Consider the following 26,880-nt stretch of genomic DNA (forward strand, 5'->3'; position numbering starts at 1 on the left):
CCCTCCCTGTCCTGTCTCTCCGATGCGATGCCGGGGAGATCGATTTGCAAGTTTTTGCAGCGACGGACGGGCCTGTCAACCGCGCCATTTTCGCCTTGTTTTCCAGGCGCGCCCCCATGTTGCGCCGCAATATAGGCCAATCTGACGGGTGTTTTGGTCGAACATGGTCCGGTCTCAAACATTACCGGCTTGCAAGGTTGTCATAGATTTGCATAAGTTTGCGTCAGATCGCTTCATCAGAGAGCGACACTCATGGGAGGATGACGATGGCTTCTGGCTTCACCCGGCGTGCGCGCCTCATGACCGGCGGCGCCTTGGGCGTTGTCATGACCCTGGCTCTGGCGGGCGGCGCCCAGGCGCAGACCGCCTCGCAGGACGACCAGGCGACCCAGGTCGACGAGATCGTCGTCACCGGCATCCGTCGCTCGATCGAGGCTTCGATCTCGGCCAAGGCCCGCAACACCTCGATCGTCGAAGTCATCTCGGCCGAAGACATCGGCAAGCTGCCCGACGTCTCGATCGCTGAATCCCTGGCCCGCCTGCCCGGCGTGACCATGCAGCGCCTCGATGGCCGCAGCCAGCAGATCTCCATTCGCGGCCTCGGCCCGGACTTCACCACCGCCCTGCTGAACGGGCGCGAAATGGTGACGACCGGCGATAACCGCGGCGTCGAATTCGACCAGTTCCCCTCGGAGCTGATGTCCAGCGTCATCGTCTACAAGACGCCCGACGCCGCCCTGACCGGTCAGGGCCTGGCCGGCACGGTGGACATGAAGACCGTGCGTCCGCTGGATTACGGTCGTCGCGCCATCGTGGCCAACGCCCGTTATGAGTGGAACGACATCGGCGCCCTGAACTCGGGCACCACCGACAACGGCAGCCGCTATACGCTGAGCTATATCGACCAGTTCGCGGACGACACCATCGGCATCGCCCTGGGCTACGCCCACATGACGTCGCCCTATCAGTCGGAGCGTTTCAACGCCTGGGGCTATCCGACCCACAGCGACGGCAACCTGCTGACCGGCGGGGTCAAGCCCTACGTCATGTCGTCGGAGCTGGAGCGTGACGGCTATATGGGCGTGCTGGAATGGCGCCCGAACGATCGCTTCCACTCGACGATCGACGCCTTCTATTCCGAGTTCAAGAACACCCAGGTCCTGCGCGGCATCGAGTTCCCGCTGGCCTGGGGCGGATCGTCCGGCGCCTGCCCCGGTTCGCTCGCTGACTGCCGTCCCGGCCCGTCGCTGCGCCCCGGCTACACCGTTGAAGACGGCATGATCGTCGCCGGCACCTGGGACAACATCAAGGGCGTGGTCCGCAACGACCTGAACAAGCGCGACAGCAACATCACGGCCCTGGGCTGGAACACCGAGTTCGTCGCCAATGACGACTGGTCGTTCAACCTGGACCTCAACTACTCCAAGGTCGAGCGCAACGACATCATCCTGGAGACCAACGCCGGCACCGGCCGCAACATCAATGGCGCCCTGGACACCCTGGGCTTCGAACTGACCGGCGACGGCGTGACCCGCTTCACCAGCCAGCTGGACTATTCCGATCCGAACCTGATCAAGATCACCAGCCCGCAGGGCTGGGGCGGCGACGTCATTCCGGGCGGCCAGGCCGGCTACATGAACACCCCGTCCATCGAGGACGAGATCAAGGCGGTCCGCTTCGTCACCACCCGCCAACTGCATCAGAGCCCGTTCAGCTCGATCGACTTCGGCGTCAACTATTCGGAACGCGAGAAGTCCTTCGTCAACGACCAGTATTACCTGGCCGTGCCGGGCGGCGGCGATCTGGCCATCCCGACCCAGTTCCTGATGGACCCGACCGACCTGGGCTACCTCGGCATCTCCAAGGTCATCAGCTATGACGCCCTGGGCGTGATCAACAGCGGCGCCCTGGCCAAGGTGCGCAACCCCAATGCCGACGTCGCCGCCGGCAACTGGGAAGTCTCGGAAAAGGTCACCACCACCTTCATCCGCGCCAACATCGATCACAATCTGTTCGGCATGCCGCTGACCGGCAACGTCGGCGTTCAGGCCGTCTATACGGACCAGGCCTCGACCGGTTTCTCGGCCAGCCAGCTGGCGCCCGGCGTGTCCCAGACCCTGGCCGTTGCGGGCGGCGTCGACTACCTGGAGATCCTGCCCAGCGCCAACTTCATCGTGGAGGCGGGCGACGACTTCTTCGTCCGCTTCGCGGCGGCCCGCACCCTGGCTCGCCCGCGCATGGACGACATGCGCGCCTCGCGGAACTACAGCTACAACCCGGCCCTGGCCCAGTCTGGCGACATCAACCGTTCGCCCTGGTCGGGCGGCGGCGGCAACCCGGAACTGCGTCCCTTCATCGCCGACGTGGCCGACATTTCGATCGAGAAGTATTTCGCCAACCGTCGCGGCTATGTCTCGCTGGCGGCCTACTACAAGAACCTCGAGAGCTATGTTTACAACCACAATCAGGTCTTTGACTTCACCGGCTATCCGATCGGCGTCGGCAACCCCGAACCGGTCCTGCGTGAAGGCCTGATCGGCGCGCCGGACAACGGCGACGGCGGTTGGATCAAGGGGGTGGAGTTCGCGGTGTCTGCGCCGTTCGAAATCATCCATCCGATGCTGGAAGGCTTCGGCGGTCAGTTCAGCGCCTCCTGGACCGACAGCGAGATCCAGCCCGATCCGACCCAGGCTCCGACCACCCTGCCGGGTCTGTCGGAAACGGTGGTCAACACCACGGTCTATTACGAGAAGTACGGCTTCCAGGCCCGCCTCTCGCACCGCTACCGGTCGGACTTCCTGGGCGAGGTCGCCGGCTTCGGCAACGGCCGCACCCTGCGTTCGGTCGCGGCGGAAAGCATCATCGACGCCCAGATCGGCTATGAGTTCCAGTCGGGTCCGGCCGAGGGTCTGTCGATCCTGGCCCAGGTCAACAACCTGACCGACGAGCCGTTCAAGACCTTCGAGAACGGCGACGAGCGCCGCACCATCGACTTCCAGAAGTACGGCCGCACCTTCCTGGTCGGCGTCAACTACCGCTTCTGATCCCTTCTCTCTTCTGAGCCGACTGGGGGCCGTGTCTTTCGAGGCCGGCCCCCTCTTTTTTGCCTCAGCATGATTTTCGGCGCGCTTCCTGCTCTGGACGCCGCGCCGTCTTGCCTAGACAGTTCTTGTATATCGCGGCGCTGTCGTCGCGGTCCTTCGGGGAGCGACCATGAGCCAACCGCAAAGTGGAACGGGGGGAGCCGTGCGCGGCACCGGCCTCGCCTTCGCCTATGTCACCAGCCTCTTCTTCGCCTGGGGTTTCGCCACTTCGCTGATCGACCCGCTGATCGCGGCGGTGCGGCGAGTGTTCGACCTCAGCTACACTGAATCCTTCCTGACCACCTTCGCCTGGTTCATCGCCTATGGCGTGGCCTCGCTGCCGGCGGCGGCGGTGCTGACGCGTCTGGGCTACAGCCGCTCGATCATCGCCGCCTTGCTGACCATGGTGCTGGGCTGTCTGATCGTGCCGGTCGCCACCATCATCGACTTCTATCCGGGCATCCTGCTGGCCCTGTTCGTCATCGCCTCGGGCGTGACCCTGCTGCAGGTGGCGGCCAATCCGCTGGTGGCCGAGCTGGGCACCAAGAAGAGCTCGCACTTCCGCCTGGTCTTCTCCCAGGCCTTCAACTCCCTGGGGGCCACGGTCGGGCCGTGGCTGGGCGCGCACGTCCTGTTGACCGGCGGGGTCTTCGCCGCCGGCGCGGTCGTCACCGTGGCCACGCGCGGCGAGTCCCTGCGCAGCATCGACATCGCCTTCCTGGGCATGGGGGCCTTCTTCGCCCTGATCGCCGCCTTCATCTTCTCGGCGCGCAAGCAGATCAACGCCGCCGCCCCGGCCCATGACGCGGCCGAACCGGTCGGCGCCGCCGCCATCCTGTCGGCGCTGAAGTCGCGCTGGGCCCTGTTCGGCGCCCTGGCCATCTTCATCTACGTCGGTTCCGAAGTGGCCATCGGCAACATGCTGACCAACTTCCTGTCCGGTCCCGACATCCTGAACATTCCGGTCCATGAGGCGGGCAAGATGGTCGCTCTCTACTGGGGCGGGGCCATGGTCGGCCGCTTCATCGGCTCCTGGCTGCTGACCCGCATCCACGCCGGCGTCCTGCTGAGCATCTGCACCGTGGTCGCGGCCACCCTGTGCCTGATCGTCACCCAGACGGGCGGCGTGACGGCGGCCTATGCGGCCCTGGCTGTCGGCTTCTTCAACTCCATCATGTTCCCCAGCATCTTCACCCTGACGCTGGAGCGGTCGAGCGCGCCGGCCGCCGCGACCTCGGGCCTGCTGGTCTTCGGCATCATCGGCGGGGCTCTGCTGCCCCTGCTGGCGGCGCAGGTGGCCGACCGCTCGGGCGACATCCATCTGGGCTTCTTCGTGCCGGTGGCGGGCTATCTGCTGCTGACCGTCTTCGCCATCGTCTGCGCCCGCACCAAGGGCCGCGACAGCGAAGGCCCGGTCGCTTCGCCGCACTAGGTTCGCGCCATCGACGGGAAGGGGCCGCGTCCGATCGCTCGGGCGCGGCCTTTTCTTATGGGAATCAGGATGACCGCGTCGGGTCCGTCAGCGGCTCGCCATAGTGGCGGTCGCCGTGCAGGTTGGCGGCCAGGGGCGCGGTCGTCCGCTCGATCAGGCGGTGGACCACGGGTTTGTCCGGCCCCTGATGCAGGGCGTAGATGCGCTGCGAGATGTCGGCGTCCGCCTGGGTGATGCGCTGGTTGTGGCGGACGTAATCCAGCCAGGTGGCGGTCTGGTACTTCTCGACCCAGACGTCGGGCTCGGCCAGGTCGCGCATCAGGTGCCACTGGCGAGCGCCGTCGCGGCGGCGCACCCGGCGGCGCTCGTCCATCACGGCCAGGAAGGCGTCGATGTCTTCCTCGCGGATGCGATAGGCAATGGTCACGACCACCGGCCCGCTGCGCGGCTCGATCGGAAGCTGCGTCTCTGGCTCGGTCCAGCGCCGCAGCAGGTCCATGTTCAGGTTGGCGGTCGAGGGCAGGGGAACCCTCAGCCCGATCAGGACGCACAGGACCAGCACCCCCGCCGAAAGGCCGAGCGCCATGTCCAGACCCTGGCTCTGGGCCAGCGAACCCCACAGCCAGCTGCCGCCCGCCATGCCGCCGAAGGCCGCCATCTGATACAGCGCCAAGGCCCGCGCCACGACCCAGCGCGGCACAGACATCTGCACCGTGACGTTGAAACTGGACAGGGTCAGCACCCAGCCCGCGCCCGCGATCATCAGGGCCGGCAGGGTCAGGGCCAGCCAGGGGCTGAAGCCGACGACGGCGGCCGCCCCGGCGAAGGCCAGGGTGGAGACGCGCACCACGGTCTCGGTCTCATACTTGGCCCTCAGTCGACCGACGAACAGGGCGCCGCCCACCGCGCCTATGCCGAAGGCGCCGAGCAGCAGGCCAAAGGCCAGGGGCCCGCCGCCGCCCTCGCGCGCCACCAGGGGCATCAGGGCCTGAACCGCGCTGGCCCCCACGCCGAAGACCACGGCGCGCAGCAGGACCGCCGTCACGCGCGGTGACAGGAAGGCGTAGCGCAGGCCCCCCGCCATGGCCGCCAGCAGGCCCTCGCGCGGCAGGGTCTGCTTGGGCCGATCGGGCTTCCAGCGGAACAGGACGACCAGCAGGCCCAGATAGCTGACGGCGTTGACCGCAAAGGCCGCCGCCGCCCCCGCCGCCGCCACGATCAGGCCGCCGATGGCCGGGCCGACGCTGCGGGCCAGGTTGAAGCCCATGGAGTTCAAGGTCACGGCCCCGGCCAGATCCTCACGCGGGACCATGTCGCCGACCGAGGCCTGCCAGGCCGGGCCGTTGAAGGCCGTGCCGCAGCCGATCAGGAAGGTGAAGCAAAGCAGGACCCAGGGCGTGATCCAACCGACATAGGTTATGACCGCCAGCCCGGCCGAGACCAGCAGCATGAAGCTCTGGGCCGCCAGCATGATCTTGCGTCGGTCCACCGTATCGGCCAGGGCGCCCGCCGCCAGCGACAGCAGCATGATCGGCAGGGTGACCGAGGCCTGGACCAGGGCCACCATCTGGGCCGAGGCGATGGAGGACATCATCCAGGCGGCGCCGACCGACTGGATCAGACCCCCGAAATTGGTCACCAGGCTGGTGATCCAGACGGCGCGGAAGACCGGATGGTTCAGCGGGGCCAGGGCGCCGGAGTGCGCGCGCGGCGCGGTCTCGGGGGCGGTCATGACGCGGACCGGCTGGAACGGAACATCAGGATGGCGGCGCCCGATCGGTGACTGCGGGTTGATGCCCTACTGCACCCCTTTGGCGGCGGCTTGGCAAGGCGAGGCGACGACTTTCGCCCGCTTCATCACGACTTCGCCGAAAAGGGCGGCGATGACGCGTCCGGTCGCAGCCCCTATAGAAGCCGCTTCTTCGTCTTTCCCTCCACCCGGACCGCCGCCCCGATGTCTGAAACCGCCTCGCCCGTCTGCGTCGCCGCCCTCTATCGCTTTGCGACCATCAAGGATCGCGAGGCCGTGCAGGCGCGGCTGCTGGACCTGTGTGGAACCGAGGTGCGCGGCACGCTTCTGGTGGCGCACGAGGGGATCAACGGCACCATCGCTGGACCCGAGGGGGCCGTCGCCCGCGTCGTAGACGGCATCCGCGCCATGCCCGGTTTCGACCGGCTGGAGCTGAAATACTCGACCGCCGAGGTCATGCCGTTCCACCGCATGAAGGTGCGGCTGAAGACCGAGATCGTCACCATGGGCGTGACCGATATCGACCCGGTCGACGGCGTCGGCGCCTATGTCTCGCCCCAGGACTGGAACGCCCTGATCGCCGATCCCGACACCATCGTCATCGACACCCGCAACGACTATGAGGTCGAGGTCGGGGTGTTTGAGGGCGCGATCCAGCCCAATACGCGCACCTTCCGCGAGTTTCCCGACTGGTTCCGGACCGAGGGCCGCGCCCTGCTGGATCGGCCCAATCCGCCCAAGGTCGCCATGTACTGCACCGGCGGCATCCGCTGCGAAAAGGCCACCGCCTTCCTCAAGAATGAGGGCGTCGAGCAGGTCTTCCATCTGGAAGGCGGCATCCTGAAATACCTCGAGACCATCCCAGAGCCCGAGAGCCTGTGGCGCGGCGACTGCTTCGTCTTCGACGAACGGGTCGCGGTCGGTCACGGCCTGAAAGAGGGCGACCACAGCCTGTGCCGCGGCTGCCGCATGCCGGTCAGCCCCGAGGCGCGCCTGTCGCCCCTCTATGTCGAGGGCGTCTGCTGCGAACGCTGCCACGACACGCGCACGGAGGAACAGCGCGAGGGCTATGCCGAACGCCACAAGCAGGTGGAGATCGCCGCGCGGCTGGGGATCGGTCACGTGGGGGCGGGACCGAAATAGAACCTGCCCTCTCCCGATGGGAGAGGGCTTGAGCGCACGAGAGCGGAGCGATCGTTCTCGCGCGAAAGGGTGAGGGGCGAAGACCTCAGTCGGCGTAAGCCGCCGCGCCATGGCCTTCGGCCGACTTCAAGCGCGAACCCTCACCCTTTCGCCTAGCCAATCGCTTCGCTCCTGGAGGCTCAAGCCCTCTCCCATCGGGAGAGGGAGAACTCGCGGCGGGACGACGCCCATGCCATGCTCTGCGCCGAGCCTGAACGGAGCCCGCCGATGTCGTCCTTGCGTCCTATCGCCGACCTCGACACCCATGAGGTGACCAACCAGCCGCCGCCGCTGGAGGGCCTCAACCTGTTCACGGGCGACCGGGCGCTGGCTGACGCCGTGCGCCGCGCGGGCGGGGGACAGCATGAAGCGCGGCTGACGGCGCTGGGCGCCCGCTGCGGCGCGGCCGAGGTCATCGACTGGGGCGTTCAGGCCAATCGCGTGCCGCCGGTGCTGGACACCCACGACCGCTATGGCCGCCGCATCGACGAGGTGACCTTTCACCCGGCCTATCATCAGCTGATGCAACTGGGGCTGGAGGCGGGCCTGGCTTCCGTCGCCTGGGACGGGACGGCCAACGGCCACGTCGCCCACGCCGCCATCCTGTTCCTGACGGGGCAGGCGGATTCGGGCACCAGCTGCCCCATGACCATGACCTATGCCTCGGTCCCGGCCCTGACGGTCGAGCCGGGCGTCGGCGCTTCGTGGATCGAGAAGATCAGGGGCGGGCGCTACGACCCCGCTGTTCGCCCCGCGTCGGACAAGACCGGCGTCACCCTCGGCATGGCCATGACCGAGAAGCAGGGCGGGTCGGACGTGCGCGCCAACACCACCCGCGCCGAAGCGACGGGCGAGGACGGCTGGTATCGGCTGACAGGGCACAAGTGGTTCTGCTCGGCCCCCATGTCCGACGCCTTCCTGACCCTGGCCCAGGCGCCGGGCGGCCTGACCTGCTTCCTCTTGCCGCGCTGGCTGCCGGACGGTCAGCGCAACGCCGGGTTCCGGGTGATCCGGCTGAAAGACAAGATGGGCGACCGCTCCAACGCCTCGTCCGAGGTCGAGTATAGTGGCGCGCTCGCTCAGAGGCTGGGCGAGGAGGGGCGGGGCGTGGCCACCATCATCCGCATGGTTCAGCACACGCGGCTGGACTGCGTCGTCGGCTCGGCCCAGCAGATGCGCGGGGCATTGGCCCAGGCGATCTGGCACGCCCAGCACCGCACCGCCTTCCAGAAGCGGCTGATCGACCAGCCGATGATGGCGGCGGTCCTGGCCGATTTGTCGCTTGAGAGCGAGGCGGCGACGGCCCTGTCGCTGCATCTGGCCGGAATATTCGACCGGGACGACCCGGTCGGGCGGCTGCTGACGCCAATCGCCAAATACTGGGTCTGCAAGCGGGCGCCGGGCATGATCTATGAGGCCATGGAGAGCCTGGGCGGCGCCGGCTATGTCGAGACCGGCCCGATGCCGCGCCTGTTCCGCCAGTCGCCGCTGAACGCCATCTGGGAGGGCTCGGGCAATGTCATCGCCCTGGACGTGCTGCGCGCGGTGGCGCGCGAGCCGGAGGCGGTCGAGGCTCTACGCGGGTTTATGGAGGCGGCGCGTGGGCGCGACGGCGTCTATGACCGCTGGCTGGACAGTCTGGACTTCGCCCCGTCATCGGAAGGGGCGGCGCGTCTGGCGATCGAGCGGTTGGCGTTGGCGGCGCAGGCCGCGGTGCTGCTGATGCACGAAAGCCCCGTCGCCGGGGCCTTCTGTCGTCTGCGTCTTTTGCCGCGCGGCGCAGCCTACGGCGCGTTCGAGGCGGTCATCGATGCGCGGGCGATCCTGGATCGCGCCTTGCCCGCCTGAAACAACAGGCGGCGGCTCGCGGGCGCGAACCGCCGCCGCCGACTAGCTGAGGACGACGATCGCCACGCGGCGATTCTGCGCCCGGCCTTCGCGGGTGTTGTTCGGCGCGACCGGCTTGGTCTCGCCATAGGAGATGGTGGCCATGCGGTTCAGGGCGATGCCCTGGTCGCTGAGGTAGCGGCGCACGGCTTCGGCGCGCGACTGGCCCAGGCGCTCATTGGCTTGGGTGTCGCCCGAGGAGTCGGTGTGGCCCTGGATTTCCAGGTAGACGTTGCGGTTCTCGGCCCGCAGACGCTGGACCAGCTCGGCCAGGCGTTGCTCGGCTTCCGGCGACAGGGCGTCGCGGTTGACCGGGAACTTCACCGAGTCGTCCGACAGGACCACTTCATACAGGAACTTGCCTTCGGCCAGCTTGTGCGCGGCGTTGGCGCGCTGCAGGGCTTCGCCGGCGGTGCCTTCAACCTGGGTCAGATGATTGTCGACCTGCGTGACGCGTTCGTCGACCACGGCGACATTGTCACGCACGAAACGATGACTTGCACACCCGCTTGCGGTCAGTCCCACCAGCACCACCACTGCACTGGCCGCGACCGCCTTAGATGTCAATTTGATCAAGTTGAATCTCCTTCGTGCCGGTGCGCTACTCCGGGATTGCGCGTTGCTGCACCCGCAGATGCAGGGAACGGCGCTGCAAAGACGCGCAACGAGGGACATGGTTTCAGCTTAACCATAGAAAAACTTTAGAAATCGATGGTTTTGCAAAGTTTGGCATATTCAAGGCGCGGCGCCATGATGCTGACGCGGATGAAGGGTTACCAAAGATCGCCTCACTGTCCTGAGGTCGCGCGCCGGGATGTTTATATTGGCTATTTTATTCTTCATTGCGGTGAAGCTTGTGGAGCCGACTGCTTGAGCGGCGCAAGAAAAGACGAGTCTGCTCCATTTGCATCCCCGGTTTCATCGCAGGGGCGGCGCAAGGCGCGGCGGCGCGCCCTGACCGTGACGGTCAGCATCGGCGCGCACTTGCTGGTGGCGGCGGCCATCCTCCTGAGCCCGACCAAGACCCCGGTCTTTCCGCCCGAGTATGAAGCCATCGAGGTGACGCTGGTCGATCCGCCTCCGCCGCCGGCTCCGGTCCCGGCGCCGGACGAAGGGGGCGGGGGTTCGCCTGCGCCCGCGCCGACCCCTGCGCCGACGCCCGTTCCCACGCCGACACCGGTCAAGGCACCGGCCAAGGCTCAGCGCGCGGCGCCGACGCGGCCCTCGCCTCGGCCCAGTCGCCCGGCGCCGCGCGCGCCGACGGTGGAGCCCGTGCCCATCACCGCCCCGGAACCCAGCGTCTCCTACGTCTTCATGGGCGACGCGGCCCTGGCCGGCGCCATGACGGCGGGCGGCGGAGCCGGGAACGGCGCGGGTTCAGGCGCGGGCAGCGGAACCGGCGACGGCAGCGGCTCGGGCAGCGGCGGGGGCTCGGGCTCCGGCACAGGCGGGTCGTGCGACATGGTGCGCCGTCTGCAGAACGCCCTGCGGGACGCGCCGGGCGTGCGCTCGGCTCTGACCGAGGCCTATCGCACCTCGGGCGCCAACGGTCGGGCCATCCTGGTCTGGGACGGCGACTGGGTGCTGAGCCCTGGCCAGGAGGGCAAGGGACTGGCGGGCGTGCGCCAGGCCGTGGCCGTCACGGTCGGTTTCACGCCGCGCGCCTGCAAGGCCGAGGTCGTGCGCGGCTATGTCCTGCTGACGCTCGGCGACGGCCCCGGCGCGCCGCGTCTGGCCCTGGGGACCGGCCAGTGGCGCTGGGGCGACCTGCTGCGCTGATCTAGGCCAGTCCGAGCGGGCCATAGAGCCAGGTCAGCCAGATGCCGATGGACAGAAAGACCCCGAACGGCAGGCGGTCGGTGGCGGACACGCGTCGCCGCACGATCAGCATGGCCAGCACCACGCTGAGCCCGGCGACGGAGGCCCACAACAGGACGCTGGGCAGGCCCATCCAGCCGACCCAGGCCCCGCCCGCGCCGAACAGGAAGGGGTCGCCGCCGCCCAGACCCTCGCGACCGCGGGCCAGCCTATAGAGGCGCGCCAAAAGCCATAGCCCGCCGAAGCCCACGGCGGCGCCGATCAGCGGCGGGATCAGGGCCGAGGGGAAGGCCGCGCCCAGACCGCCGGGATAGAGCAGGGTCGCCGCGATCAGGCCGCTGACAAACAAGGGCAGGGTCAACTGGTCGGGCAGCCAGAAATGTTCGGCGTCCACCAGGGCCAGGATCAGAAGGTTCCAGCCCAGAACTGCGGTCATCAGGGCCGCAGCGAAGTCGCCGGAATGCAGGCCGGCCCAGACCCCGATCAGGCCCGATCCCAGCTCGATCAGCGGATAGCGGACGGGGATGGTCGCGCCGCAGTCGGAACAGCGTCCGCGCGACAGGGCCCAACTGAGCACCGGGATCATCCGCCAGGGCTTCAGCGACTGGCCGCAGCCGCCGCAGTGCGAGCGCTCGAACACCACGTCCTCGTCGCGCGGCAGGCGCAGACTGACCAGGCCCAGGAAGCTGCCGACGATCAGGCCGACGCCCCCCAGGAAGGCGGCATGGATCAACATGGGTGGCCTCCCCGGCGCGTGGTTCCTGTCCTGCACTAGCGGGCGCGGGCGTTTTGGGGGAGGGGCAATCGTCGGCGATGTCCCGATGAATTGTGAAATCCAGGCCGTATCGGGACGGCTTTTCACGCAAGCGGCGCCACAGCTTCACGGAACGGCGTCTGATCTGTCGTGGTTCGGCGGCGGCCATGTCACATCCGGCTTCTAGGGGAAGCACCGGGCAGGCGGGCGCCGATCATCCAACTTCGGACAATCCGTCCGAACGTCCTCCTGCATGTCTTATTGGCTCAGACACGGTGCAGACGATGACCGCTCTCAAGACGAAAACCCTGCTTGCGGTCGCCGCGAGCGCCCTGGCCCTGGCCGCCTGCGGCGGCGACGGCACCTCTGAACTTCAGAACCCCGGCGATACCGGCGGCAACCCCGGCACGGGCGGCGGCAACAACGGCGGCGGCGACGGCGGCAGCGGCTCGAACGGCGCCTGCCCGACCCACCCCAATGTGACCAAGGTCACTGTCGGCACCGAGGAGCACTGCCGCATCTCGGGCGAGATCACCACCAACCTGACCCTGACGGCCGGCCCGGCCTATCAACTGAACGGCACGGTCAAGGTCGGCAAGGACGTCGGCTTCGACGGCCAGAAGGCCGGCGGCGTCACCGCCGTCCTGTCGATCGATCCGGGCGTCAAGATCTACGCCGGCACGCGCACCTCGCAGCTGGCCATCCAGCGTGGCTCGCGCATCAACGCTCAGGGCACCGCCGCCCAGCCCATCGTCCTGACCAGCGCCGATGCGCTCGGCTACGCCACGACCCTGGGTCTGGCCAACGCCCGTTCGCCTCTGGCCGCCGGCGTCCGCGACGACCCCTATTCGGGCGAGTGGGGCGGCCTGTCGCTGCTCGGCCGCGGCGTCATCAACAACTGCCCGGCCGCGCCGGCTGTCTGTGAAGCCGAAGCCGAAGGCGGCTCGGGCCTCTACGGCGGCAACGTGCCGAACGACACCTCGGGCACGCTGAAGTATGTCCGCGTCGAATATGCCGGCGTGCGCTTTACCGAGACCAACGAACTGAACGCCATCGCCTTCTGGGGCGTCGGATCGGGTTCGACCATCGACTACGTCCAGGCCCACAACGGCGGCGACGACACGGTCGAGTTCTTCGGCGGCTCGGTCAACGCCAAGCACCTGGTGCTGACGGGCGCTGACGACGACAGCCTGGACTGGACCTTCGGCTGGAACGGCAAGGTCCAGCACGTGGTCATCGCCCAGAACCCGCTGCAGGCCGCCGGCGACGCCGGTTACGAGGCCGACAACAACGAGCTGGGCTTCGACATCCTGCCGCGCTCGGCCCCGACCATCTCGAACGTGACCCTGGTGGGCAACACCACGGCCGGCGCGGGTCTGCGTCTGCGCCGCGGCACCGCCGGCAAGCTCTACAACCACGTCGTCTCGGGGAACTTCCAGCGCGGTCTGCGCATCGACGACGCCGCCACCTATGCCCAGGCGGACGCCGGCAATCTGTCGCTGCGCTCCTTCTACATCTCGACGGCGACGCCCTTCCACAGCGCCCAGGCCCAGGCCGTCTTCACCAAGGACGCCAACAACCGCACGGGCGCCTCGACCCTGTCGTCCTACGTCTCGGGCGGCAAGGCCTACATCAACGGCGTCAACGAGAACGCCGGCGTGTCGGTCGATCCGCGCACGGTCGACGCCTTCTTCGACGCTGCCCCCTACGTCGGCGCTGTCCGTGACTCGGCCTCCAACTGGACGCTGAACTGGACCCGCTGGCTGAACGACTAAGGGTCGCCTCGATCCTTGAGCGGCGGGCGGCTGATCAGCCGCCCGCCGTCTTGCCTTCCTCCTTCTCTCCGGCGCTCGCACCGAAGGACTTCTTGAGATGACGCCTACCCGCACGATCGGCCTCGCCGGCCTGCTCGCCAGCACGGTTCTGACCGCCCCCGCCCTGGCCCCGACGCGGGCATGGGCCCAGGACGCCGCTTCGGCTCCGGCCCCCGCGCCGCAAGATCCCGCCGTTTCGACGGTCGAGGACATCGTCGTGCGCGGTCGCTTCGTGCCGGACGTGAAGCGCGAGACCTCGGCGGTCGCCAACATCCTGACCGAGGAAGACATCAAGCGCTCGGGCGACTCGGAAATCGGCGAGGCCCTGGCCCGCGTCACCGGCCTGTCCATCGTCGGCGACGGCTATGTCTATGTGCGCGGCCTCGGCGATCGCTACTCCAGCATCATCCTGGACGGCTCGACCCTGCCTAGCCCCGAGCCGCTGAAGCGGGTGGTGCCCCTGGACCTGTTCCCGACCTCGCTGGTCTCGAACGCCCAGATCCAGAAGACCTATTCGGCCCAGTATCCGGGCGAGTTCGGCGGCGGTCTGATCGCTCTGTCGACGCGCGCCATTCCCAATGAACGCTTCCTGTCCTTCGGCACCTCGATCAGCGCGGAGACGGAATCGACCGGCAAGGAAGGCCTCTATTGGGACGCGGGCGGCAAGCTGTCGAACATCGGCATCGCCGACAACAGTCTGAACCTGCCCAACTTCATCAAGATCGACCCCTCGCTGAAGTCCTTCGCCAACAACCCGGCCATGCTGCAGGCGGCGGGCCGTTCGCTGCGCAACGTCTGGTCGATCGATGGCGACAAGAACATGCCGGACTTCGGCTTCAACCTGTCGGGCGCCGAGATCATCGACCTGTCGAACGGCATCCGTCTCGGCGGCTTCGTCGCGGTGGACTACGACTATCAGGTCCGCAACCGCGAGGGCGTGCGCAACTCGTTTGAGGTCAACGGCGGCGTCAATGATCAGATCAGCCCCGAGGCCTGCGCCAGCGCCGGCGGTCTGTCGAACGCTGTGGGTTGCGGTTTCCAGCGCACCGAGCAGGAATACGCCCTCAATGCGCTGGGCGCCTTCGGCATCGAGTTCAACGAGAACCACGAGCTGAAGCTGACCACCCTGCTGCTGCGCAAGACGCGCCAGCAGGCCCTGATCGAGCGCGGCCTGTTCTCGGCCGACCCCGGCCTGATCCGCAGCTTCCAGCGCCTGAACTGGATCGAGCAGCAGATGAACTCGAACCAGTTGTCGGGTCGTCACGTCTTCATGCTGCCGATGGCCCTGGACCGGCTGCAGATCGACTGGCGCGCGGCCTATTCGACGGCGTCGCGCGATACGCCCTATCGCCGCGAATACTCCTATCGTCTGGAGCCGGACAACGTCTTCCGCATGACGCCGGGTTCGGATTCCAACCGCACCTTCTTCAGCGCCCTGGAGGACGAGAACACCGAGTTCGGTCTCGACTTCACCCTGAACGGCATGATCGCCGACCGTGAGATCACCCTGAAGGCCGGCGGCCTGCATCAGGAGCGCGAGCGCGACTTCGCCAGCCGTCGCTACTCCTTCCAGCCGGCGGCGGGGGTCATCATCTCGCCCGAACTGCGCAGCTTCGTGCCGGAGATCATCTTCAGCCCCGACAACATCGGCGGCAATGCGGGCTATACCCTGCGCGACATCACCGACCCGTCGGACTTCTTCGACGCGACGATGGAGATCAACGCGGCCTACGCCTCGGCCGAGGTCGAGGTCATCAAGGATCTGCGCGTCACCGCCGGCGTCCGCTATGAAGACTCCGAGCAGCAGGTGAACAGCTTCATCCCGTTGGGCGAGACCGGCGCTGGCGATCCCATCAAGGCCAAGCTGGCCCAGGACTTCTGGCTGCCTACGGCGACGGCGACCTGGGAGTTCGCCGACAACATGCAACTGCGCTTCGGCTACTCCAAGACGATCAACCGTCCCGACCTGCGCGAACTGTCGAACGCCCTCTTCCTGGACGACGATTCCAACACCCTGGAGCGCGGCAATCCGAACCTGAAGATCGCCGAGATCCAGAACTACGACCTGCGCTGGGAATGGTATTTCGGTCAGCGTCAGTCGGCCACCATCGGCCTGTTCTACAAGGCCTTCGACAACCCGATCGAGCGCACCTATCAGCCGATCGGCGAGGGCTTCGGCCGTTCGTTCCAGAACGCGCAGGAAGCGACGCTGAAGGGCGTCGAGGCCGAGATCGACTACACCCTGCCGATGGACGTCTGGGCGCCGAACCTGACCTGGTTCCAGAACAACGAGGTCTTCGTCGTCGCCAACGTCACCTGGTCGGACTCCGAAGTGACCGACGCCGCCTATACCCGCGCCCTGCAAGGTCAGTCGGAATGGCTGGGCAACCTGCAGCTCGGCTTCGAGAACACCACCGCCCGTCGCCGCGCCACCCTGCTGGTCAACTATCAGGGCGAGCGGATTTCGGACGCCGGCATCATCACCGGCTCGACCCGCCTGCCGGACGTGATCGAGACCCCGCCGATCATGCTGGATCTGGTCGCCAGCCAGACCTTCACCGTCGGCGGCCGCGACTATGATCTCGGCGCCAAGGTCGAGAATATCCTGGGCGAGGAATACGAGCGCAGCCAGTCCTTCGCCAACGGCGGCAAGGGCGTGGTCGAGGGTTACAAGCTGGGTCGGACCATCTCGCTCAGCCTGTCCACGACCTTCTGATCCGCATACGGCCACGTTGTCACGACAACGTCTCAAGGCCGTCATCGTCACGTGAGGCTTCGACCCCGGCTGCTGGAGTAAGCAGCCGGGGTTCCCGTTTTCGGGGGTGTTCGGAGCGTCGGGCGTGATCGCACGGGTCGGGGAATGGGGGCGTCAGACGCGCACGGCGGTCGCTGCGCGGCCGGGGCGTGTTCGCGCGGGCGTCGAGATCGCCCTGGTCGCCCTGCTGGCGGTGCAGGGCGGACGTCTGGCGTGGATTTTCGTCGCCCCCCAGCCGGAAACGACGGCCGCCGCCCGCGTCGAGGTCGCGCCCGTAGATGCCTCCATCTTTCAGCGTTTCGACGCCTTCTTCCGCACCGGCGACAAGAGCAGTCTGGCCGAGGCGGCGGGCGCCGATAGCGACGCCCTGCGCCTGTTCGGGGTGCGGGCGGGCGGGCCTGACGGCGGCTCGGCCATCATTGGTCTGCCCGACGGGCGACAGGTTTCGGTCGGGGTGGGCGAGACCATTTCAGACGGCCTGACCCTGGCCTCGGTCGGCGAGGACTACGTCACCGTGTCGCGCGGCGGATCGGTCAGCCGACTGGTCTTCACCGAGACGCCCGCAGGCGCCGCGACACCCCCGCCACCGCCCGCGGCCGCCCAGGTCATGAGCCCGACCAGCGGCGCGCCCGCTCCGGTCTCGGCGGCGGCCTCCGCCGCTGCGCCGACAGGGCCGGTCGTCGATCCGCAGCGGCTGATGGCTCAGGCTTCCTTGCGGCCTCGCATGGACGGGCTTCGCATTCGCGGCTTCACCCTGGCCGCGCGCGGCGACGGGGCGGCGCTGAGGGCGGCTGGGCTGCAGTCCGGCGACGTCATCCTGGCCGTTAACGGGGCCGAACTGAACAGTCTGGAACGCCTGTCCGAACTGGGCGGCGACCTATCCGGCAGCAGCGCCGCCGAGATCCGCTTCGAGCGGAACGGCCGGGTGCAGACCACCACCATAAGGACCGGCCAGTGATGCGCCTTCACCGCTCTTTCGCCGCCGTCGCCCTGTCGGCCCTGATCGCTGTTCAAGGCCCGCTGCTGGCCTCGCCTGCGTTCGCTCAGGAGGGCGCGCGCCAGACCCTGAATGTTCAGGGCGCCGACATCCGCGCCTTCATTCAGGACGTGGCCCGCACCACCGGCCGCACCTTCATCGTCGACCCCGCCGTGACCGGCAACGTCACCGTGACCAGCCAGCGGGCGCTGAACAGGAGCGAGCTGTTCGAGGTCTTCCTTTCGACCCTGCGGGCCAATGGTCTGGTGGTGACGCCGACCAGTTCTGGCGCCTATCGCATCAGCCCGGCCCAGGGCGCGGCGCAGGGACCGTCCACGGTCGGGTCGGAACGCTTCTCGACCCAGGTCTTCCAGTTGCGCAACATCGACGCCGCCTCGGCCGCCGAGACCATCCGGCCTCTGGTCGGCGCTCAGGGTCAGGTCCTGGCCAACCCCAGCGGCAACAGCGTTGTGGTCGCCGACTTTGCCGACAATCTGAGCCGCATCCGCAGCCTGATTCAGCGCATCGACGTGGACCGGGCCTCGTTCGACGTGGTGACGCTGGAGAACTCCTCCGCCGCCGAGATCGCGGGGGTTCTGGCCCAGGTCCTGGCCCCGCCCGGCGGCCAGCCGGGGCAGGGCATGGTGTCGGTGACGCCGGTGGCCAGCTCCAACTCCGTCATCCTGCGCGGCGACCCGGCCGCCGTGGCGCGGGTGCGGCCTCTGGTCGAGGACCTCGACCGCCGCGCCCGTTCGGCGGACGACGTCAAGGTCGTCTTCCTGCAACACGCCAACGCCGAGCAGTTGCTGCCGGTGCTGCAACAGATCGTCGGCCAGCCGGTGACGGCGGCCAGCGCCACGGCGACGCCCGCCGCCGCGCGCGGAACCGGCGAAGCCGCTGTGGCTCAGCCCGTGGCGGCGCCGGCCGCGCCGGCGCCCGGCCAGAAGGCCAGCATCGCCCGCTTCCCCGGCGCCAACGCCCTGGTCATCTCGGCCTCGGCGGATACGCAACGGATGCTGGCCGAGGTCATTCGCCAACTCGACAGTCGCCGTCAGCAGGTGCTGATCGAGGCTATCGTGGTCGAGCTGGGCGACACCGCCGTGCGCGAGCTGGGGGTCCAGTGGCTGCTGGCCGGATCGGACGGCAATCCCATCGGCCTGACCAATTACTCAGACCGCGCCGCGCCTCTGGTCCCCATCGCGGGCGGGGCCGCCGCCGGTCAGTTGGACAAGGACGATCCGCTGCGCAAGCAGCTGCAGGACCTGGCCCTGAACAGTCTGGTCGGCGCCAACGGCTTCATCGGCGGGGGCGGCGGGCGCATCGGCTCGGACGGCCTGTTCGGCTTCATCATCAATGCGGCCAAGTCGGACGAAGGCTCCAACCTGCTCCAGACCCCGTCCCTGATGACGCTGGATAATGAGGAGGCCACCATCCTGGTCGGGCAGGAGGTGCCGATCACCACCGGCGAGGCCCTGCTGGACGGTAATTCCAACCCCTTCCGCACGACCCAGCGCCAGGACATCGGGGTCAAGCTGATCGTCAAGCCGCAGATCAATGCGGGGGGCTCCATCACCCTCTTCCTGCGTCAGGAGGTGTCCAGCATCAACGGCGTCCTGACGCGCGGCGCCTCCGATCTGGTGTTGAACAAGCGCGAGCTGGAAACGACGCTCGTCGTGGATGACGGCGAGATCGCCGTGGCCGGCGGCCTGCTGGATCAGAACGACCGCCTGTCGGTCGACAAGGTGCCGGGGCTGGGCGACGTGCCGGTGCTCGGCGCCCTGTTCAAGTCCACCAGCCGCCAGCGCGGACGCACCAATCTGATGGTCTTCATTCGCCCGACCATCATCCGCACCCCGGGCGACGCCCAGCAGCTGAGCGCCGATCGCTGGGGCTATATGCGCGGCGAACAACTGCGCTCGCAGCCGGGCGTCGAGCCCAGTCTGGACGAGATGCTGCGCGACTATATGCGCACCCAGGCGCCCGTCGCGCCGCGCGCCATCGACAACCCGGCGCCGGGCGCGACGGCCCCCGTGGGCGAGGTGACGATCAGTCCGCTGGCCCCCGCCGCCAACGCCGTCTCGCCGCAGGGCTGAGGGCCATGATCACCCTGGTCAATCCGACCCTGCCCTATGGGTTCGCCAAGCGGAACGGCGTCATCCTGCTGGACGCGGGCGACATCGCCTCGGTGGGCCTGCGCGACGGCGCCAACCCTCTGGCCCTGGTCGAGACCCGCCGGGCCCTGGGGCGGCCCTTGCAGGTGCAGGCCATGGATCAGGCCGAGTTCGACCGGCGCCTGTCCGACGTCTATGCGGGCGATCTGAGTGCGACGGGCGACGACCAGATGGACATGCCGTCCGGCCTCGACGGCTTGATCGAGGACCTGCCCGCCGCCGCCGACCTGCTGGATTCCGCCGACGACGCCCCGGTTATCCGCATGATCAACGGCATCATCGCCGAGGCTGTGCGCGCCGGCGCCTCGGACATCCACCTGGAACCCTATGAGAACGCCCTGATCGTGCGGATGCGCGTGGACGGCGTGCTGCGCGAAGCCTTGAGCCTGAACCCGCGCATCACGCCGCTGCTGGTGTCGCGCATCAAGGTCATGGCCCGGCTCGATATCGCCGAAAAGCGCGTGCCGCAGGACGGGCGCATCCCTCTGGCGCTCGGCGGCAAGACCCTGGACGTGCGCGTCTCGACCCTGCCGTCGCGAGCGGGCGAGCGGGTGGTGCTGCGCATCCTCGACAAGGATCAGGCCGGCCTGTCGCTGGACCAGCTGGGCATGGACGCCGAGGCGCATGACGCCGTCCGCACGGCTCTGCGCGAACCCAACGGCATCATCCTTGTCACGGGGCCGACGGGTTCGGGCAAGACCACCAGCCTCTATGCCGGTCTGTCGCTGCTCAACGACGCCACCCGCAACATCCTGACGGTCGAGGACCCGGTCGAATACGCCATCGACGGCGTCGGCCAGACCCAGGTGAACCCCAAGGTCGGCATGACCTTCGCGGCGGGCCTGCGCGCCATTCTGCGTCAGGACCCGGACGTGGTCATGGTCGGCGAAATCCGCGACGTGGAGACCGCCAGCGTCGCGGTGCAGGCCTCGCTGACCGGGCACCTGGTCCTGTCCACCGTCCACACCAACGACGCCGCCGGGGCGGTGACGCGCCTGCGCGACATGGGGGTGGAGCCCTTCCTGCTGGCCTCGACCCTGCGCCTGATCGTGGCCCAGCGTCTGGTGCGGCGCCTGTGCGGCGAGTGCCGTCAGTCCGAAGCCGCCGACGCCGCCACGGCGCGCCTGTGCGGCGTCGTCGAGGGCGCGACGGTCTGGCGCGCGCAAGGCTGCGGATCGTGCAACCACACCGGCTATGTCGGCCGCGTCGGCGTCTATGAGACGCTGAAGATCGACGACAAGGTCCGCCGCCTGATCGCCGCCGAGGCCGACGAAGAGGCCCTGATCAACGCCGCCTTCCCCAAGGGCGGAACCCTGTCGGACCGGGCGCGCGCCCTGGTGCTGGCGGGCGTCACCTCGGTCGAGGAGGCGGTGCGCGTGACCCGTCAGGAGACGCCCGAGGCTCATCCCCTGCCTGAGGCTGCGGCCTGATGCCCGCCTTTGACTACAGCGCCGTGGACGTTTCGGGCCGCACCGTCGCGGGCGTCCTGACCGCCGCCGATGAGGCTGCCGCCAAGACGGCGCTGGCCCGCCGCCGCCTGATGCCCCTGTCGCTCAGCCGCACCTCGGGCGCCGCCGCCGCGACCGAAAAGACCCCGCGCCGCAGCCGCAAGCTGTCCTCGCGCACTCTTGCCCTGACCACGCGCCAGCTGGCCACCCTGATCACCGTCGCCCCGGTGGACGAGGCCCTGCGCACCTTGATGTTGCAAGCCGAACGCCCCGACGTGCGCGCCGTCCTGTCGGGCGTCCACGCGGGCGTGGTCGAGGGCCAGCGCCTGTCCGAAGCCATGGCCCGTCAGGGCGCGGCCTTCCCGCCGCTGTATCGCGCCACCGTGGCGGCGGGTGAGGCGTCCGGCGCGCTCGGCCCCATTCTGGAGCGGCTGGCCGAGGGGTTGGAGCGCGATCAGGTGGTGCGCGGCAAGGTCATCACCGCCCTGGTCTATCCCGCCGTCCTGGCCCTGGTGGCGCTCGGCGTCGTGACGGCCCTGATGATCTTCGTCGTGCCCAAGGTGGTCGATCAATTCGACAGCATGAACCAGACCCTGCCCCTGCTGACGCGGGCGGTGATCGGGGTGTCTGACCTGATGCGACACTGGGGCTGGCTGATCGCCCTGCTGCTGGCGGGCGGGATCGGCGGCTTCGTCGTCGGGATGCGGAGCCCCGCTTTTCGGCTGGCGGTCGATCGTCGCCTGCTGCGCCTGCCCGTCGTCGGGCGGCTGACGCGCGACCTGCACGGGGCGCGGATGGCGCGCACCCTGTCGACCATGATCGCGGCGGGCCTGCCGGTGCTGGAGGGCCTGACCATCACCGCCCGCACCGTGTCCAACCGGGCGTTGCGGGCTTCGACCGAGATGATGGCCGACGCCGTGCGTGAGGGCGGGGGCCTGTCCGCCGCCATGCGCCGCGCCGACGTCTTCCCGCCGATTCTGGTGCACATGACCGCCTCCGGTGAGGCCAGCGGCCGTCTGGAGCCGATGATGGAACGCGCCGCCGACTATCTGGAGCGCGAGTTCAGCGCCTTCACCGCCGTCATGCTCAGCTTCCTCGAGCCCGCGATCATCGTCGTCATGGGCGGCGTGGTCGCCCTGATCGTCCTGTCGATCCTTCTGCCCATCCTTCAGATCAACACCCTGGCGATGGGGTGAAAGAGGCGCCGATGACCCAACCGCAACCCCACCTTTCCGACGACGGCGCCCGCATGTGCGCTCAAGCAGCGACGCGCAGCGCGCGTCGCGATAGCGCCTCTCAGCGCAAAGCCCGGCAGGGCTTTACGCTCGTCGAGCTGATGGTCGTCATCGTCATCATCGGCCTGTTGGCGACGGTGGTGGCGATCAACGTGCTGCCGACCCAGGACAAGGCCATGATCGGCAAGGCCAAGGCCGACATCTCGACCCTGGAACAGGCGATCGAGACCTATCGCCTCGATAATCTGACCTTCCCTGATGCGCAGAGCGGCCTGCAGGCCCTGACGTCGCCGCCCGCCGGTCTGGCCCGTCCTGAACGCTATCGCGAGGGCGGCTACATCCGCCGCCTGCCTGAAGACCCCTGGGGCAACGCCTACCAGTACCGCCGCCCGTCCGCCCACGGCGGTCAGTTCGACGTCTTCTCCTTCGGCGCCGACGGCAAGGAAGGGGGCGAGGGCAATGACGCCGACATCGGCAACTGGCAGGGCTGAGAAGTCCGCCGCCAAAGCCCTCCCCCTCGAGTGGGGAGGGTTGGGTGGGGGTGAGGGCAGGTCAGGTCAGAAACGAGGCGCGGGAGGCGTCGCGCGGTCCGGCTTCACCCTGGTCGAGCTTCTGATGGTGGTCGCCATCATGGGGCTGGCCGCCTCGGCGGTGGTTCTGGCCGTGCCTGACCCGCGCCCGCCCGTCGGCGACGAGGCCGAGCGTTTCGCCGCGCGGCTGGTGCGGGCGCGCGAGGAAGCCCTGTTGACCAACCGCGCCGTGGCGGTCGAGGCCACGGCGACGGGCTATGCCTTTGCCAGCTTCGACGGCGTCCAGTGGTCGCCCCTGACCGAGGGACCGTTCGGTGAGGAACACTGGGCCGAGGACACCGCCGCGCGGCCAGACGGCCTGCCGGCAGATACGCCCCTGCGCGTCGTCTTCGATCCGACCGGCGTGGCCGACGCGGCCAGCCTGACCCTGTCGCGCGGCCCGCGCGCTGTGACCGTCGCCGTCGATGCGGCGGGCGAGGTGCGGGTGAAATGAGCCGCCGGGGCTTCACCCTGATCGAGCTTCTGGTGGCGCTGGCGGTGTTCGCTCTGGCTGCGCTGGCCCTGCTGAACCTCGGCGGTGAGAACACGCGTTCGGCGGCGCGCGCCGAGACGCGGACCCTCGGCGGCATCGTGGCCGAGAACCTGGCGGTCGAGGCCATGACCGCCGAGCCCGCCCCGGCGCCCGGCGACAGCGACGGGTCTGAAGCCCTGGCCGGTCGCGACTGGCGCTGGACCCGCGCGGTCACGGCCACTGACGACCCCGACATCCTGCGCATCGACATCCGCGTCTCCGACGACGAGGGGCAGGCGGCCGAGCGCGTCCTGTTCCGGGCGGCGGGTCAATGAAACCCCGTTCCGGCTTCACCCTGATCGAGGTGATGATCGCCCTGCTGATCTTCGCCCTGCTGGCGGCGGCGGGGGTGCTGGTGCTGAGCCAGAGCATCGACAACCGCTTCGTGGTCAAGGCCGCGACCGACCGCACCGCCGAGCTGCAACGCCTGCGCGCCACCCTGCGCGCCGACCTGGGTCAGGCCGCACCGCGCCGGGTGAGGGCGGCCAACGGCCAGCCCGCGTCCTCGCCCATCCTCGCTGCCGAGGCGCCGGGCGATCCCCTGCTGGTCCTGGTCCGCGCCGGGTGGAGCAACCCGGACGGCCGCCCGCGCGCCGCGTTGCAAAGGGTCGAATACCGGCTGGTCGAGGATCGGCTGGAGCGGCGGGTCTATCCCTATCTGGACGGCGCCCGGCCCGGCCCGCCGCAGGTCCTCTATCAAGGCGTCAGCGCCCCAAGCTTGGCCTTCATCAGCGCGGGCGCCGAGACACCGCGCTTCATCCCGTCGCCGGATCGGCCCCTGCCGGACGCCGTGCGTCTGGATCTGACGCTGGAGGGCTATGGCCCGGTGCGCCAGCTGTTCGTGGTCGGGGGCGGGCGATGAGGGCGCGTCTGCGAAACCGTGAAGGCATGGCCCTGCTGACCGTCCTGCTGCTGGTGGCGGTGATGGCGGCGGTGGCGGTGCTGGTGCTGGACGACATCCGCTTCTCGGTTCGCCGCACCATGAATGCGGAAACCCAGAGCCAGGCCCAGTGGTATGCAGCGGGGGCGGAAAGCCTGGCGCGGCGTCAGATCGACCGCCTGCGCGACCTCGATCCGGCCAAGACGCCGATCCAGCCCGACTGGAACGGGCGGGTGCTGAGCTTCCCGGTCGAGGACGGCTCGATCACGGCGCGTCTGAGCGACGGTCAGGCCTGCTTCAACCTGAACAGCGTGGTCGAGGGCCAACTGGAGGTCTATGTCGCCCGGCCTCTAGGCGTTCAGCAGTTCGTCGCTCTGGGCCGCGTCCTGAACCTGCCCGAGGGGCGGATGCGGGCCATCGCCGACGCCCTGACCGACTGGATCGACACCGACACGACCCCGCGCGCGCAAGGCGGCGAGGACGCCGCCTACGCCGGGCAGAGCAAGCCCCATCGCACCGCCGGAACCCTGCTGGCCGAGGTCAGCGAATTGCGCGCGGTGAAGGGGGTGGACGCCGAGACCTATGCGACCTTGAGGCCCTATCTGTGCGCCCTGCCGACCACGGCCCTGTCGCCGGTCAATCCCAATACGCTGCGGCCGGACCAGGCGCCGCTGCTGGTCATGCTGGCGGACGGCAAGCTGAGCCTGGCCTCGGCCCGCGCCGCCATCGCCGCGCGGCCCGTCAGCGGCTGGAGCGACGCCAACGCCTTCCTGATGCAGGGGGCGATGCGGGGTGTCGAATGGCCAATCCCGGTGCAGGACCAACTGACGGTCCTGACCCGCTTCTTCAACCTGCGCGTGGATGTGGAGTTCGGCGGCAGCCGGGCCGTCCGCACCGCACTGATCGAGCTGCCTCAGGTCGGGCCTGCGCGCACTGTCATCCAACGCTGGACCCTGGACGAATGAGCCGCATCCGACTGATCCTGATCCCGCCCTCGGCGGCCCTGCCGGCGACCTGCCTGACGCTGGACGCGCAGGGGCGCGTGCTGACGCGCGGCGTGGTCGAGCTGGGCGGGCCTGCGGCCGAGCCCATGCGGACCGTCGCCGTGGTTCCCGGCGCCGACGTGCTGATCCGCTGGCTGGACCTGCCCACGGGCAGTTCGGCGCAGGTCGCGGCGGCGACGCTGCATCTGTTGCGCGACGACCTGGCCGCGCCCGCCGACCGGTTGAGCGCGGCCCTGGGGCCGGTTCCGGCGCCGGGCGAGCGGCGGCTGGTCGCCGTGGTCGGGCGCGGTCTGTTGCAGGCCTGGGGCGACTATCTGTCGAGCCTTGGCCTGAAGGCCGACGTCATGATCCCCGACAGCCTGGTCCTGCCCGAACCGGCGGAGGACGGGGCCTTGAGCGCCGCTGTCTTCGGCGCCGACCTGGCCCTGCGCGGACGCGAACTGGCGCTCAGCCTCCAGCCCGATCTGGCCGAGGCCGTGGCTGCTGGACGCGTGCTGGAACGCATCGATCGCGCCGACGAGATCGAGCGCCTGCTGGCCGCCGCCGCCCTGAACCCGCCGGTCAACCTGTTGGCCGGGGCGGGGCGCCGGGTCGAGGCCGACCGACGCGGCTGGAAGCGGGCGGGCGCGCTGGCGGGGGTCCTGCTCATCTCGCCGCTGATCCTGATTCTGGCCGCCGCTGGGCATGATGAATGGCGCGCCCGCGACGCCGAGCAGCGCGCCGAGGCCGCTGCGCGCCAGGCCTTCCCCGACATCGCGCCAACCGCCGACGCGGTGGCCGAGGCCACGCGCCGCCTGACCACCGCCCCGCCGCCGGGCGGGACGACGGCCGCCGCCGCCGCCCTGTTCGCCGCCGTCGAGAGCGTCGAAGGCGCGGAACTGGACAGTCTGACCGCCGACGAGGGCGGGGTGCGCGCCACCGTCACCTACGCCGCCTATCAGGACCTCGAGGCCCTGCAGCAGGTCATGGCCGCGCGGGGCATGAGCCTGACCGACGAAAGCACCGTGGACGACCAGGGCAAGGTCGTCTCGGAAGTCCGCGTGGGAGGCGCCTGATGAACCGGATGATCCAGTCGATCGGCCTGTGGTGGGGCGGCCGTTCGGCGCGTGAACAGAAGATGTTGGCGGTCATGGGGCTGCTGATCGCGGCCGTCCTGATCTGGCTTCTGGTCGTGCGGCCCGCCTTCGCCTGGCGCGAGGCGGCGGCGGAACGGAGGGGCGAGGCGACGGTCGCCCTGAGCCGCATCGAGGTCGGCTTGGCGGCGCGGACGCCGGCCAGGGCGGGGGCGCGCATGCCCTTGGTCGAGGTCGAACAGGCGGCGCGCAGTGCGGCGGAAGCGGCGGGTCTGGCCGTCACCCTGTCGGTGGACGAGGCGGGCGGCCTGGGGTTCGACGCGCCGGGCGTGACCACGACCGCCCTGTTCGGCTGGCTGGCGGTCCTCAAGGCTGAGTATGGCGTGGAAGTCGTGGACCTGACGGTGATCGAGAACGCCGATGCGACCCTGGATGCGACCGGCGTCGTCGGCGGCTAGGTCGTGAACTCGGTTATTCGGTATCAGCGATACATTTTATCGTCTGGACGTAACGGGGG

At 68.9% G+C, this 26,880-nt stretch carries 21 protein-coding genes; 18 read left to right on the plus strand and 3 right to left on the minus strand.

The genetic code is table 11. From position 1 onward, the window contains the following. Positions 1 to 266 precede the first annotated feature (266 nt). Both CQ039_RS08070 and CQ039_RS08075 read left to right on the plus strand, forming a co-directional pair. A complete protein-coding gene (locus CQ039_RS08070) occupies positions 267 to 3,044 on the plus strand; it encodes a TonB-dependent receptor (protein WP_199183606.1) in 2,778 nt (925 codons plus the stop codon). Positions 3,045 to 3,213: 169 nt separating this feature from the next. Next, entirely contained in the window at positions 3,214 to 4,515 is a 1,302-nt protein-coding gene (locus CQ039_RS08075) for a sugar MFS transporter (RefSeq protein WP_105563800.1), read from the plus strand. A 64-nt stretch (positions 4,516 to 4,579) separates the two neighbouring features. Here the strand turns inward: CQ039_RS08075 and CQ039_RS08080 are convergent, their stop codons facing one another. Then, entirely contained in the window at positions 4,580 to 6,247 is a 1,668-nt protein-coding gene (locus tag CQ039_RS08080; RefSeq protein ID WP_105690024.1) for an MFS transporter, read from the minus strand. A 222-nt stretch (positions 6,248 to 6,469) separates the two neighbouring features. On the opposite strand from CQ039_RS08080, the gene CQ039_RS08085 reads away from it, so the two are divergent. Further along, positions 6,470 to 7,408, plus strand: a complete 939-nt coding sequence (locus tag CQ039_RS08085) for a rhodanese-related sulfurtransferase (RefSeq protein WP_105564100.1) — start codon at positions 6,470 to 6,472, stop codon at positions 7,406 to 7,408. 267 nt (positions 7,409 to 7,675) lie between these two features. Beyond that, positions 7,676 to 9,295, plus strand: a complete 1,620-nt coding sequence (locus tag CQ039_RS08090; RefSeq protein WP_105564042.1) for an acyl-CoA dehydrogenase family protein — start codon at positions 7,676 to 7,678, stop codon at positions 9,293 to 9,295. A 42-nt stretch (positions 9,296 to 9,337) separates the two neighbouring features. Here CQ039_RS08090 and CQ039_RS08095 read toward each other — a convergent pair whose 3' ends face one another. Further along, positions 9,338 to 9,910 carry an OmpA family protein gene (locus CQ039_RS08095; RefSeq protein WP_369831554.1) on the minus strand — a complete coding sequence of 191 codons (573 nt, stop codon included), beginning with the start codon at positions 9,908 to 9,910 and terminating at the stop codon, positions 9,338 to 9,340. Positions 9,911 to 10,294: 384 nt separating this feature from the next. On the opposite strand from CQ039_RS08095, the gene CQ039_RS16610 reads away from it, so the two are divergent. After that, a complete protein-coding gene (locus CQ039_RS16610) occupies positions 10,295 to 11,113 on the plus strand; it encodes a hypothetical protein (protein WP_158256006.1) in 819 nt (272 codons plus the stop codon). 1 nt (position 11,114) lies between these two features. Here the strand turns inward: CQ039_RS16610 and CQ039_RS08110 are convergent, their stop codons facing one another. After that, on the minus strand, positions 11,115 to 11,888 hold the full coding sequence (locus CQ039_RS08110) for an A24 family peptidase (RefSeq protein WP_105564045.1): 774 nt from the start codon (positions 11,886 to 11,888) through the stop codon (positions 11,115 to 11,117). A gap of 302 nt (positions 11,889 to 12,190) precedes the next feature. Between CQ039_RS08110 and CQ039_RS08115 the strand changes: the two genes are divergently transcribed. The 13 genes from CQ039_RS08115 to gspM all read left to right on the plus strand — a co-directional run bounded on the left by CQ039_RS08115 (position 12,191) and on the right by gspM (position 26,821). Then, complete coding sequence (locus CQ039_RS08115; protein ID WP_105564046.1) at positions 12,191 to 13,681, plus strand: hypothetical protein; 1,491 nt, start codon at positions 12,191 to 12,193, stop codon at positions 13,679 to 13,681. A 97-nt stretch (positions 13,682 to 13,778) separates the two neighbouring features. Beyond that, positions 13,779 to 16,436 (plus strand): TonB-dependent receptor domain-containing protein, encoded by a 2,658-nt coding sequence (locus CQ039_RS08120; RefSeq protein ID WP_105564047.1) that lies wholly within the window; start codon positions 13,779 to 13,781, stop codon positions 16,434 to 16,436. 124 nt (positions 16,437 to 16,560) lie between these two features. Next, entirely contained in the window at positions 16,561 to 17,433 is an 873-nt protein-coding gene (locus CQ039_RS08125; RefSeq protein WP_233190263.1) for a type II secretion system protein N, read from the plus strand. Beyond that, the gene (gspD, locus tag CQ039_RS08130; RefSeq protein WP_105564048.1) at positions 17,433 to 19,544 is read left to right on the plus strand and encodes a type II secretion system secretin GspD; all 2,112 of its coding nucleotides are present in this window, start codon (positions 17,433 to 17,435) and stop codon (positions 19,542 to 19,544) included. The genes CQ039_RS08125 and gspD overlap by 1 nt, the downstream gene beginning before the upstream one ends. Positions 19,545 to 19,549: 5 nt before the next feature. Beyond that, on the plus strand, positions 19,550 to 21,052 hold the full coding sequence (gene gspE, locus CQ039_RS08135) for a type II secretion system ATPase GspE (protein ID WP_105564049.1): 1,503 nt from the start codon (positions 19,550 to 19,552) through the stop codon (positions 21,050 to 21,052). Further along, complete coding sequence (gene gspF, locus CQ039_RS08140) at positions 21,052 to 22,266, plus strand: type II secretion system inner membrane protein GspF (protein ID WP_105564050.1); 1,215 nt, start codon at positions 21,052 to 21,054, stop codon at positions 22,264 to 22,266. Before gspE ends, gspF begins: the two co-directional genes overlap by 1 nt. Positions 22,267 to 22,319: 53 nt before the next feature. Then, positions 22,320 to 22,796, plus strand: a complete 477-nt coding sequence (gene gspG / locus CQ039_RS08145; RefSeq protein WP_105564102.1) for a type II secretion system major pseudopilin GspG — start codon at positions 22,320 to 22,322, stop codon at positions 22,794 to 22,796. 124 nt (positions 22,797 to 22,920) lie between these two features. Further along, positions 22,921 to 23,328, plus strand: a complete 408-nt coding sequence (locus CQ039_RS08150; RefSeq protein WP_233190264.1) for a GspH/FimT family pseudopilin — start codon at positions 22,921 to 22,923, stop codon at positions 23,326 to 23,328. Continuing rightward, positions 23,325 to 23,681, plus strand: a complete 357-nt coding sequence (gspI, locus tag CQ039_RS08155) for a type II secretion system minor pseudopilin GspI (protein ID WP_105564052.1) — start codon at positions 23,325 to 23,327, stop codon at positions 23,679 to 23,681. Before CQ039_RS08150 ends, gspI begins: the two co-directional genes overlap by 4 nt. Further along, positions 23,678 to 24,268: a type II secretion system minor pseudopilin GspJ gene (gene gspJ, locus CQ039_RS08160; protein ID WP_105564053.1), complete on the plus strand. Its 591-nt coding sequence runs from the start codon at positions 23,678 to 23,680 to the stop codon at positions 24,266 to 24,268. The genes gspI and gspJ overlap by 4 nt, the downstream gene beginning before the upstream one ends. Next, positions 24,265 to 25,251, plus strand: a complete 987-nt coding sequence (gene gspK, locus CQ039_RS08165) for a type II secretion system minor pseudopilin GspK (protein ID WP_233190265.1) — start codon at positions 24,265 to 24,267, stop codon at positions 25,249 to 25,251. Before gspJ ends, gspK begins: the two co-directional genes overlap by 4 nt. Next, positions 25,248 to 26,345 carry a type II secretion system protein GspL gene (gene gspL / locus CQ039_RS08170; RefSeq protein ID WP_105564055.1) on the plus strand — a complete coding sequence of 366 codons (1,098 nt, stop codon included), beginning with the start codon at positions 25,248 to 25,250 and terminating at the stop codon, positions 26,343 to 26,345. Before gspK ends, gspL begins: the two co-directional genes overlap by 4 nt. Further along, complete coding sequence (gspM, locus tag CQ039_RS08175) at positions 26,345 to 26,821, plus strand: type II secretion system protein GspM (RefSeq protein WP_105564056.1); 477 nt, start codon at positions 26,345 to 26,347, stop codon at positions 26,819 to 26,821. The genes gspL and gspM overlap by 1 nt, the downstream gene beginning before the upstream one ends. The last annotated feature ends 59 nt before the right edge of the window (positions 26,822 to 26,880 follow it).

It is taken from the genome of Brevundimonas sp. MYb52 (genome assembly GCF_002979535.1).
GTDB lineage: Bacteria > Pseudomonadota > Alphaproteobacteria > Caulobacterales > Caulobacteraceae > Brevundimonas.

Coding starts and splice junctions, on each gene's coding strand:
- CQ039_RS08070 (WP_199183606.1), top strand. CDS start 267: ATGGCTTCTGGCTTCACCCGGCGTGCGCGCCTCATGACCGGCGGCGCC.
- CQ039_RS08075 (WP_105563800.1), top strand. CDS start 3,214: ATGAGCCAACCGCAAAGTGGAACGGGGGGAGCCGTGCGCGGCACCGGC.
- CQ039_RS08080 (WP_105690024.1), bottom strand. CDS start 6,247: ATGACCGCCCCCGAGACCGCGCCGCGCGCGCACTCCGGCGCCCTGGCC.
- CQ039_RS08085 (WP_105564100.1), top strand. CDS start 6,470: ATGTCTGAAACCGCCTCGCCCGTCTGCGTCGCCGCCCTCTATCGCTTT.
- CQ039_RS08090 (WP_105564042.1), top strand. CDS start 7,676: ATGTCGTCCTTGCGTCCTATCGCCGACCTCGACACCCATGAGGTGACC.
- CQ039_RS08110 (WP_105564045.1), bottom strand. CDS start 11,888: ATGTTGATCCATGCCGCCTTCCTGGGGGGCGTCGGCCTGATCGTCGGC.
- CQ039_RS08115 (WP_105564046.1), top strand. CDS start 12,191: ATGACCGCTCTCAAGACGAAAACCCTGCTTGCGGTCGCCGCGAGCGCC.
- CQ039_RS08120 (WP_105564047.1), top strand. CDS start 13,779: ATGACGCCTACCCGCACGATCGGCCTCGCCGGCCTGCTCGCCAGCACG.
- gspD (WP_105564048.1), top strand. CDS start 17,433: ATGCGCCTTCACCGCTCTTTCGCCGCCGTCGCCCTGTCGGCCCTGATC.
- gspE (WP_105564049.1), top strand. CDS start 19,550: ATGATCACCCTGGTCAATCCGACCCTGCCCTATGGGTTCGCCAAGCGG.
- gspF (WP_105564050.1), top strand. CDS start 21,052: ATGCCCGCCTTTGACTACAGCGCCGTGGACGTTTCGGGCCGCACCGTC.
- gspG (WP_105564102.1), top strand. CDS start 22,320: ATGTGCGCTCAAGCAGCGACGCGCAGCGCGCGTCGCGATAGCGCCTCT.
- CQ039_RS08150 (WP_233190264.1), top strand. CDS start 22,921: ATGGTGGTCGCCATCATGGGGCTGGCCGCCTCGGCGGTGGTTCTGGCC.
- gspI (WP_105564052.1), top strand. CDS start 23,325: ATGAGCCGCCGGGGCTTCACCCTGATCGAGCTTCTGGTGGCGCTGGCG.
- gspJ (WP_105564053.1), top strand. CDS start 23,678: ATGAAACCCCGTTCCGGCTTCACCCTGATCGAGGTGATGATCGCCCTG.
- gspK (WP_233190265.1), top strand. CDS start 24,265: ATGAGGGCGCGTCTGCGAAACCGTGAAGGCATGGCCCTGCTGACCGTC.
- gspL (WP_105564055.1), top strand. CDS start 25,248: ATGAGCCGCATCCGACTGATCCTGATCCCGCCCTCGGCGGCCCTGCCG.
- gspM (WP_105564056.1), top strand. CDS start 26,345: ATGAACCGGATGATCCAGTCGATCGGCCTGTGGTGGGGCGGCCGTTCG.